General features: G+C 60.9%; 7 protein-coding genes. 4 read left to right on the plus strand and 3 right to left on the minus strand.

Annotation, left to right across the window (positions count from 1 at the left end):
• Positions 1–129 precede the first annotated feature (129 nt).
• From JOZ76_RS11270 to JOZ76_RS11280, 3 genes are all read left to right on the plus strand, one after another.
• Positions 130–396 carry a metal-sensing transcriptional repressor gene (locus JOZ76_RS11270; protein WP_291698710.1) on the plus strand — a complete coding sequence of 89 codons (267 nt, stop codon included), beginning with the start codon at positions 130–132 and terminating at the stop codon, positions 394–396.
• A gap of 996 nt (positions 397–1,392) precedes the next feature.
• Entirely contained in the window at positions 1,393–3,045 is a 1,653-nt protein-coding gene (locus JOZ76_RS11275) for an NRAMP family divalent metal transporter (RefSeq protein ID WP_441300018.1), read from the plus strand.
• A gap of 343 nt (positions 3,046–3,388) precedes the next feature.
• The gene (locus tag JOZ76_RS11280; protein WP_291698712.1) at positions 3,389–4,105 is read left to right on the plus strand and encodes an MgtC/SapB family protein; all 717 of its coding nucleotides are present in this window, start codon (positions 3,389–3,391) and stop codon (positions 4,103–4,105) included.
• 254 nt (positions 4,106–4,359) lie between these two features.
• On the opposite strand, the gene JOZ76_RS11285 is transcribed toward JOZ76_RS11280, so the two are convergent.
• Both JOZ76_RS11285 and JOZ76_RS11290 read right to left on the minus strand, forming a co-directional pair.
• The gene (locus JOZ76_RS11285) at positions 4,360–6,273 is read right to left on the minus strand and encodes a potassium transporter Kup (RefSeq protein WP_366112788.1); all 1,914 of its coding nucleotides are present in this window, start codon (positions 6,271–6,273) and stop codon (positions 4,360–4,362) included.
• 869 nt (positions 6,274–7,142) lie between these two features.
• Positions 7,143–7,346: a hypothetical protein gene (locus JOZ76_RS11290; protein WP_291698713.1), complete on the minus strand. Its 204-nt coding sequence runs from the start codon at positions 7,344–7,346 to the stop codon at positions 7,143–7,145.
• 1,332 nt (positions 7,347–8,678) lie between these two features.
• On the opposite strand from JOZ76_RS11290, the gene JOZ76_RS11295 reads away from it, so the two are divergent.
• Entirely contained in the window at positions 8,679–8,993 is a 315-nt protein-coding gene (locus tag JOZ76_RS11295; protein ID WP_291698714.1) for a hypothetical protein, read from the plus strand.
• A 646-nt stretch (positions 8,994–9,639) separates the two neighbouring features.
• On the opposite strand, the gene JOZ76_RS11300 is transcribed toward JOZ76_RS11295, so the two are convergent.
• Positions 9,640–10,038, minus strand: a 399-nt coding sequence (locus JOZ76_RS11300) for an outer membrane protein (RefSeq protein ID WP_291698715.1), incomplete at its 5' end; no start/stop codon positions are given.

Genomic DNA, 10,038 nt, shown 5'->3' on the forward strand with positions numbered 1-10,038 from the left:
AATTCGCCCGGGCCCGCGGGCAGAACCGCAAAGCCCCGCGCCACCACCGGGCTTTGCCCATATTTGAGGCAGCCCCTTCTATCCTCCCCCGAGGATGACTGCTATCCTGTGGGCGATTAGGAGACCCGGATGTCTGATCACCCGCACCTTGCCATTGCCCGGCGCCTGAAGCGTGCCAATGGTCACCTTGAGACCATCATTGAGATGGTCGAACAAGGGCGACCCTGCGCTCAAATTGCCCAACAGCTCCAAGCCGTGGAAAGCGCAATCGAGAATGCCAAGAAGGCACTGATCCACGATCATATCAGCGACAGCCTCGAGCGCTCGTTCAAGGCCCATGGCGTGAAGGGGCAGGGCGCGCTCAAGGATTTCAGGTTGGTCGCGAAGTACCTGTAATTTCAGCCTCTGCACGGCGCGCTGACTGAATCACGTCGCCTTTTGCGCTGGCGAGAACGAGCGCCCCTATCCGGGGTCGCTCGGCACAGGACCGGTCCTCTCCGTGGGACCCGCGCCGGTTGCGACGGCGTGGAGTGCGGACCGATAGTCGTTTGCAACTGAGTGCCATGAAATGGCCCTATCCACCCCGGAGGATTACGCAGATCCTCCACCGGGGATAGCCGAATTTGCTTGACAGGCTGCCGTCTCGGGCGTAGGGCGCAAACTGTGAACTGTGGTCTGGAACTAATTGCTTCGGGCCGCATGAGATCAGAAGACAATCTGAGCGGGGTCGAAAGACCCTAGAAGGAACATGGGCAGTAGCATCTCTGGCATGGCCCGCCTCGCGCTTGCAGGGCTCGCAATGCCGCAGAACTCTGGACGAGATCGCGTCGGCTGCGGCCGCGTGAGAATGGCTGGTCGCGCCTAACGCGGCCTCATCCTCACCGACCTGCCGCTGAACGCGGAAGTGGAGGTGAGCGATGTTCGCAAGACTCGCAAAATTCCGTCGCTTTGGGCTGTGGCCGATCGTGCCGCGGTGCGAAGCCGTGCGCTTGCAGCCATTGCACTGCAATGACAACCGGCAGGGCCATCCCCGCCCAGATGCGCGCGGCTCGCGCCCGCGCCAGACGTTGTCGTGCCATTGGTTGCTTTCCCGCGACGGACAACGGCTGGAGTGCCGCTGGGAACGTATTGCGGCCACCGACCCGTCGAGCGCCAGCTCGGATCGGGTTCCCGCCCGCATTGGTCCTTCATCTCTCGCAGCGCGGGATCCGAGGCCAGACCTCGGGCTTGCTGCGAGCTAGTGGTCGGACCCCAACATTTGCATCCCTTGTGGGATGCACTCCGGCTGCGGCGGCGACCGCCGGCGCGGCCCTAGCGCAAGTTTCGAAGGCCCGGCCGCCTGTGCCGGACTTCAGAGTCCAATTCAAAGCAGTGCAGGGGCCCGATATGAACATGATCACACCCATTCAGAAAGCGGGCAGCCGGGCCGCCGTGCTCGATGAGGCCCATATCGGCGACATCCGTGGGGCGCTTGGCACTATCCGGCACCACGATCAGGGGCCGCGGAAGGGATTTCTTGCGCGGTGGAGGACGTTGATCGCCATTCTCGGTCCGGGCTTGATCGTCATGGTCGGCGACAACGACGCCGGTGCGTTCGGCACCTACACGCAGGCTGGCCAGAACTACGGCACGACCCTGCTGTGGACGCTGCTGCTGCTGATTCCAGTGCTTTACGTGAACCAGGAGATGGTGGTGCGGCTCGGCGCAGTCACCGGCGTCGGCCATGCCCGGCTGATTTTCGAGCGCTTCGGCAAATTCTGGGGCGCCTTCAGCGTCATCGACCTGTTCCTGCTCAATGCGCTGACGCTGGTGACGGAGTTCATCGGGATTAGCCTGGCGCTCCGCTATCTCGGCCTGCCGCAATTCTGGGGCGTTCTGACGTCGGCCTTGATCGTCATGCTCGCCGTGAGCACCGGCAATTTCCGCAGGTTCGAACGGTTTGCGATTGTCCTGGTGTTCGGCAGCTTGCTGTTGGTGCCCATCGTTTTGATGGTCCATCCGCCCGTGACGCAGGTCGCCAGCGATTTCCTGCTGCCGAAAATGCCCAGGGATGGAAAGCTCAGCGAGGTGATGCTCTTGATCATCGCAATCGTTGGCACCACGGTCGCACCCTGGCAGCTGTTTTTCCAGCAGAGCTATCTCATCGACAAACGCATCACGCCGCGCTTCATTCATTATGAGCGCTGGGATCTAATCCTTGGCATTGCGCTCGTGATTCTCGGCGCGGTGGCGATGATCGCGTTCTGTGCAGCGGTGTTCGCTGGGCAACCGGAAGCCGGCAATTATACCGATGCGCTCGGCACGGCGCTGGGACTTGAGAAATATGCCGGCCGCCTCCCGGCGGTGCTGTTCGCGCTGGCGCTGTTGGACGCCAGCATTGTCGGCGCGGCCGCGGTGTCGCTGTCGACGGCCTACGCGATCGGCGACGTGTTTTCCCTGAAGCACTCGCTGCACCGCAAGCCGTCGGACGCGACGGGATTTTACGGGGTCTATTGCGCGTTGATCCTCGTCGCGGCCGCGCTGGTGCTGACGCCGGGAACGCCGCTCGGTCTTTTGACCAACGCTGTGCAGACGTTAGCCGGCGTCCTCTTGCCAAGCGCGACCGTGTTCCTGCTTCTGTTGTGCAACGACAGGGCGGTTCTCGGCCCCTGGGTCAATTCGAAGGCACTCAATCTGTTCACAGGTGCAGTCGTCGCCGTGTTGGTCATGCTCTCGATCATCCTGACCGCTTCCGTGCTGTTTCCTGATCTGGATGCGCAGTGGATGATCGCTATCCTGGTTGGCGGCAGCATCCTCGGCCTTCTGATGACCGTCGGAGCAAACTTCAATGAGTGGTCGCAGATGCCGACTATGGCTCGACCCAAGCCGGCCAGGCAAAAGGTGAATGTTTACGACGACTGGCGGATGCCGCCGCTCGGCACGCTGCCGCCAGCCAAGCTTAGCCTGACGAGCCGGATTTGGATGTTCGTCCTTCGCGGCTATCTCGTGCTGGCAGGTGGTCTCGTCCTGGTCCGAATCTTTCAGCTCGCGATCGCAGGCGCGTGAGCGAGATGGTTGTCGGCGTCAGCCGCCGGTGGGGAGCGATCCTGTCGCTGCACCTGGCAGGCCTGATATTCCGGTCTGTCATAAAGCTCTATCCGCAGCATGCGATATCCAAGTTTCTGCTCAGGGCTGGACTCACCGCAACGCGGCGACTGGAAACGGTCGCGATCTGGTTCGCGTTTGGAGGACGTAGAGGACTGAATCGTCGTGCATCGACTAGAGAGATTACTGATCGCGTCGATTGATCAGACAGCCATCAGTTTGGGAGTTGCGACGTTGCTCGGTTCTTGTCCCGAGCGCCGAGCAAGTTATCCGCAAGTAAGAAGCGGGTCGATCGAGGTGACGGGTGCAGTTCATCAAGACTTTTCAGCTTTATGACTTCTTCGACACGCTGATCAGCCTCTTCGCCGCCTTCGTGCTTGGCACGCTGATCGGTGCTGAGCGGCAGTATCGGCAACGCAGCGCGGGGCTGCGCACCAATGTGCTAGTCGCCGTGGGCGCTGCCGCTTTCGTCGATCTTGCCGAGCGCCTGGCAGGCGCCGATGGCGCGGTTCGCGTCGTGGCGTATGTGGTATCCGGCATCGGCTTTTTGGGAGCCGGCGCCATCATGAAGGAGGGCATGAATGTCCGGGGCCTCAACACGGCGGCCACGTTGTGGGCTTCTGCGGCGGTGGGCTCTTGTGCGGGCGCGGATATGCTGGCCCAGTCCGCAGCGCTCACCGTGTTCGTGCTTGCGGGCAATACCCTGTTGCGTCCGCTCGTTAACGCGATCGATCGCATACCGCTGAACGAGAAAGCCTCCGAAGCTATCTATGAAATCATTGTGACGACCAACGCCGAGCGCTCGGCGGAGTTACGGGAGATATTGAGCGAGAGGTTGGAAGCCGCAAGCTATCCGATCCGGGACACGAAGGTCATCTATCGCTCCGACGACAACGTAGAAGTTGCAGCGGAGTTGGTCACGCTCGCAGCCGAATCGGACGAACTCGACGAAGTGGTCGCGGAGCTTGCAAAGTTGCCCGGCGTGAGCCACGCCACCTGGCACGTGAGCGCGATGGAGTGACGGGCTCGGGGGCGATCACGGTCACGTATGAACGACCGGGACGCTGGCACGGGAGATCCGACGCATGCCAATATCGCGGCTTGTCCGACGGGAGGATCAGCAACTGCATGTCCCAGCTTTCCGCAGTGGTAGAGCCAGTCATCGGCCCTGGGTCGAACTGCTGCCCGCCCAGGATGGACGAGTACGATAGCTCGGGGTTGTGAACTCCCGCCAGCACTGATCGTCCGCCCTAACGGTCCGCTTTGAAGGGCGCTTCAGATCTCCGTCTGGCTGCCGAGCTCGATGACGCGGTTGGGCGGAATACGGAAGAAGTCCGTCGCTGCAAGCGCGTTGCGGTGCATGACCTCGAAAATGCGGCAACGGAAGCGGCCGAGGTTCGAATGCCTGGCCGGAACAATTTTGACCCGACCGACGAAGAACGAAGTCTCCATCATCTCGAACTTCAAGCCATCTCCGCCGCAGCGGTGTAGCACGCGCGGCACGTTCGGATGCTGTATGAAGCCGTATTCGGCAGTTATAATATAGAAATTGTCGCCCAGATCGGTGAGGTTGAGACGCCGTTCCGGCGACACTCGCGGCACATTGGCGGTGATCACGTGCAGCAGCACGATCCGTGCGTGCAGCACCTTGTTGTGCTTGAGATTGTGCAACAGCGGCACCGGTACCATGTCGAGCCGGCTCGTCATGTACACGGCGGTGCCGGGAATGCGTTCCTTCCGGCGCATTTGCGTAATGAACGTGTCGAGCGGCAGGGTGTCGCGTTCAAGCTGCTCGCCGAGTGCGACGCGGCCGCGATGCCAAGTCGACATCAGGAAAAACAGGGTTGCCCCGACCACTAATGGAACCCAGCCGCCTTGCATCACCTTCATCATATTTGCGGAAACGAACGACAGGTCGACGATGACGAACACGCCGGCAACGGCTGCGCTGGCGGCAAGGCTCCAGCCCCAGACCTCGCGCATGGCGATGAACATCAGCATCGAGGTCAGCAGCATCGTGAGTGCCACGGCAATGCCGAAGGCGGATGCGAGGTTGTCGGAGGACCGGAAGCTCAGCGTCAGCGCCAGCGTTAGCAGCATCAGCGTCCAGTTGACGAAACCGACGTAGATCTGGCCATACCCCTCCGAGGAAGTCTGCGTGATATGCAGCCGAGGGCACAGGCCGAGCTGGATCGCCTGCCGAGTCATCGAGAACGTGCCCGATATGATCGCTTGGCTGGCGATGATGGTCGCGACAGTCGCGAGCGCAACCAGCGGCAATTGCAGGCTTGCCGGGCACAAGGTGAAGAACGGATTAGATCCGGCAGCCACCTCGCCGCCGACCAGTGCGGCCGTCTGGCCGGCATAATTCAAGACCAGGGTCGGCAGCACGAGGCCGTACCATGTCAGCCGGATCGGCCGGGCGCCGAAATGGCCCATGTCTGCGTAAAGCGCTTCGGCCCCGGTCGCGCACAGGAATACGCCGCCGAGCACCAGAAATCCGGTGAAGCCGTGGCCGAACAGGTAGGCGAGGCCGACGCGTGGATCGAGGGCGGCGAGAACGCTGGGATGCCGGACGATGCCGGCAATGCCAAGCACGCCGATGGTCACGAACCAGACGGTCATGATAGGCCCGAACAGTGCGCCGATCCGCGCCGTTCCTTGCGGCTGAATGGCGAACACGGCCACCAGAACAACGACCGACAGCGGCAGCACATAGGGGGCGAACGAGGGCAGGGGATCCTTGAGTCCTTCGAGCGCGCTCAACACCGAGATGGCCGGCGTAATGGCGCCGTCCCCGTAGAGCATCGCCGCGCCGATGATGCCGAGCGCAATCAGAAAGGCGCGTTCGCCGTGCTTGATGCCGAGCAGTGACATCAACGCCAAAATCCCGCCCTCGCCGTCGTTGTCGGCGCGCATGACGATCGCGACATATTTCAGCGAGGTGGTGATGATCAGTGTCCAGACGACGAGCGATAGGATACCGAGCGCCACATCCGGCGTGGCCTCACCTCCGGCCCATTCAATGGCGGTCTTGAGGGTGTAGAGCGGGCTGGTGCCGATGTCGCCATAGACGACCCCGAGCGCGCCGATCGCCATGGCGCCCAGCGCACCATGATGCGGCCCGGTCTCGGCCGGCATCGTTTCGAGTGTGACGCCACCGGGCTTGCGATCTTCGGCCTCGGTCATCGGTCGGCTCCGATTCGCAAGTCGCGATTCGAAGTGCGACCTGTACACGCAAGACTAAGTTCCTTTTGTTGAATCAGTCAATCGGGTCGATTCTTATCCGTCGCGAGCCTGACCGCAGCCTGCAACTCCTGGCGATGCTCGAGGACGCCGTCGCGGTAGTCGACAGATGCCCCGAGTCGCCGGGCTGAGACTGCATCGCCATTTCAGTAGTTAAAATGGACATCTGCAGGTCACGCGGCCGCGCACCCAGAGAGGCTACGGCACGCGCCTTGATCAAGGGCGATCCCGCCGGCCAAGAGATCGAGCAAGACTCGTGCCTCGTCGCGCCAACAGGATCTTCGCAGCTCGCCGGACGATTCAAGGACGAAGGCACGACATTTGCTTCGGCAAAGTAGCTGACGTCGGTTAACGGTCCGGTGCGCGGCTACGCTCGGCGCATCCTCATACCTGGCAGGGATGCGCCGGGCCCTTTCTTATGCAACATTCTCGCAGCGCCCCAGGTTGCGCGTTTGAAACACTGCAACATGTCGAGCTTGAGGCGCGATCGAGCGGTTAAACCTATCGCGCGTTCGCCAAGTGAAAAAGGCGAAGGCCGCCACGTCATCGTGGGCGCCAAAAAGTCCCTTTGCGCTGTTCAGGCGTTGTCTGGCGTGAAGGGCGCCAACTCGGTCAAGATCGTCGGTCCGAATCTCGAGAGAGTACGTGCGAGGCTTCGCGTCTGATGCAGCAATCTCGCGCTTCGTTTGTTGTTGTGGACTACAGTATTGTAAGCGGCATGAGCTCCCGGTGATCAGCGGACGCGTGCGTAGAGGATCGGCATCCAGTATTGGCGGAAGGCATCGACGGCCGCCGGAATATGAGCGTAGGCGTCAGGCAGAAAGTCTGCGGTCTCGCGGCCGCCTCGTGGTGATACGAGCATCGGCCGACCCTGATCCTAGTGTGCCAATTCGCTTTAGCACGGCGATGGCAAGATCAATCGATTTCTTGCCGATGTTGAACAGCAAAAGGAAACCGGCATAGATGAAAATCATCGCTAGGAGCCACAGGCTAACGATCTGTGCGGTTTCAGCCATTCACGACCCGCTGCTGTTCGCGGCCTCTTTCGTTGCAATCCTAACCGTCGTCTCTGTCGTGCTCGTAGTGGAAGTCGAACCGAACTGTTCGTCCAAAACATGGATAACGCGTGTCCATCTTGTGGACAGAATCGTGATACTCGCGACCGATCTTCATAAATGCAACTGAGGCACGGCACTCAGTCAACTTAGGATAGCGTAGTCACAAACCGGCAAGGCATCTTCCATCTCGTGCAGGGCACTACGGCGGTGGCCCCGGCAAGGCTCATCAGGACACATGGCTTGAATTGGAAGGCGGGGCGAAATGGCGACTTACTGCATAACACCTGAACGGCTACCGCGGCAGGGACGTGCTGTCGCGACCCCGCGCTGGTAGTTGTCCGTATTTAGGCACCGGCGTCCAAAGTTAAATTTCGTGGTGCCCCAAAGCTCATGGTTTACAGTTTGTGAATAAGTCTTGCGCAGACTGGAGCCCAGCGCGAAATCGATTCAACATAGGTTTCATGCCGGTCCCGACAGCACAGACGCTTGAGCAGATCGTCAGGTTGCAGCGAAGCTGGAGGCTGCAATTTCTGATCGAATTCGTAAGGCTCCTTAAAAAAGAGTGCCTCGGTTGGCAGCAGCGCAGGAGCGTCGATTTTCAGAGAAGAGCCACGATCTGATCAGGCTTGTAGACGTGGGACACCATCTAGCCTGAGTGTATTCCTGCAGCGGTGTCTCCAAAAAGTAACCCCGCCGCACTGAGAACGCGACGGGGTTTGAAGCGAGGCATGCGGTTGAAGGCGCCGCATGAAGCAGTGCTAGCTGCCAATCGTAAAAATCTCTCCAAGCCAGCTGCTATAGTTTGATCTGAGTTTCTAAGTAGGATGGCACCCGCGCGCGAAGCCGGCGAGCAGCGTGCGGCGCAAAACAGGTACGCGAGCGTATCAAGCGACGCTAGTATTTGCAGCTCTCCTTTGCCAACGCGGCGGCGCTCCACCGGCCAGGTGTTGGCAGCCTGGCCTGACGAAATGCGTTGGGCCGCGCGCGACCAAGTGCGACGGACGTTGGCGGCACGGGTGGGCCAATCGGCGACGGCATAGCAACCGGTCGGTTAAAGTGCATTGTCACGAAATTTACGAAATTCGGCAATTCGCACATCACTCTCAGTGGACCAAGCTGAGCACAAGCGACGCCTGCGCCAATCACCTGAAATTGCCCTGCTTGCGCAATAGAGTGACGAGCACAGAAACACCGCACAAGCCAGCATATTCCCTTCAACAGCCTCGGGGTGCGGGGGCGGCGGACTCGCGCTTTTAGTGGTAGCCTTGCATCTTCATTGTGGAGATCCGTATGCGTAACATTTCAGAATTGAAATTTCTCTGCTCATCGTTCTGCAGGCAATATCAGACTGAGGCTAAGTTCTATGTCGACGAGGCCTCTTCGTCAGGCGTGCGACACCTGATCGTTGTCTATGAGAAAGGGGGGCACGACGGAGCCAGGGAATTTGCGGTGGGCATTCCCTGGGACTGGACCGACCGCGATGTCATCGAGTTTATTTTATGGGATCGTCCGAACACCCAGTATCCTGTGTGGGAAGTGTCGGCTCGTGCCTATGGCAGTCCAATGTTGGATCAGTCTGACCGAAGAACGGGGTTGCGTCAGTAGTCATCCGCAACCCCCGACTGCAGGTATATGGCGCAATAGGGTTCAGGGCTTTCCCGCGCGCCTTTCATTCGTCCCCGCCGAGGGGCGGCCGAGGGATGGCATGCCTCTTGTCTATCTAGCCTTGGCGGCCAGCATCGCTGTCGAATGGTCCTACGTCATTGGTCGATCCTGCTAAGCCGCCGCCGATCTTCCTTGCGCATCAAGATCCTAAGCGCGTCATCCGGCAACGGCTGCTGCAGCGCCTTGGCCTCGTCCCCTTGGCGCAAAACTCGCGCACGAGCGGCTGGGATGACTCCGATGAGGCCTGCTCCTTGGTCGCACGCCATGCTCGTCGAGGCGGCCCTCCTGACGATAACGCCAGCCCGTGCCGGAGAGGCGAACTGAGCACTGTCAGGCGCTGGTCGAGCGCGCGGCGCAGACGAGTCAAGCCGGCGCCGCAACAGCTCCCGCGCTCGGTGACGCGAGGCTCGCGGTACCGCCAGATCATCCAGGAACGGCCCCTGCGCGACACCCGCATAAGCGTCGACAAGCAAGGGCGGCCGCCGCGTTGATGTGTTCGCCGATGGCCAGCGCGATGTATGGTTTGTCGCCTTCCTCGCTTGCGGGGAGAGGGCAAGCCGCATTCGCGGCCCCTTTTTAACCAGTATCACCAGCCCTCGAACTTGTAGTTTACGCCCGCGCGCACAACGTCGAGATTGACCTTGGCGTCGTTGCGCTGCATGGCGAGCGGAAAGGTGAATGACTGAGTTCCGAGGTCGAGATGCAGATACTCTGCGCGCGCCCTCCAGTTCCGGGCAAAGCCCCATTCGACGCCGGCGCCGGCGGCCCAGCCCACCCCGGTCTGGGTCGCGGTTTCCGAGACAGGGGCAACCGCATTGGCGAAGACACCGGTCACCTGCGTGCGGGTGATCTTCTCATCCGCCCAGGCGAGGCCGCCGGTGCCATACAGCAGGACGTTATTGACGGCATAACCGACGCGGCCGCGCACAGTGCCGTAGAGATCAAGCTCGTTGTGATGTTGGTCCGTGCCGAAGCGGGTGGCGGT

The organism is Bradyrhizobium sp. (assembly GCF_019244115.1).
GTDB lineage: Bacteria > Pseudomonadota > Alphaproteobacteria > Rhizobiales > Xanthobacteraceae > Bradyrhizobium.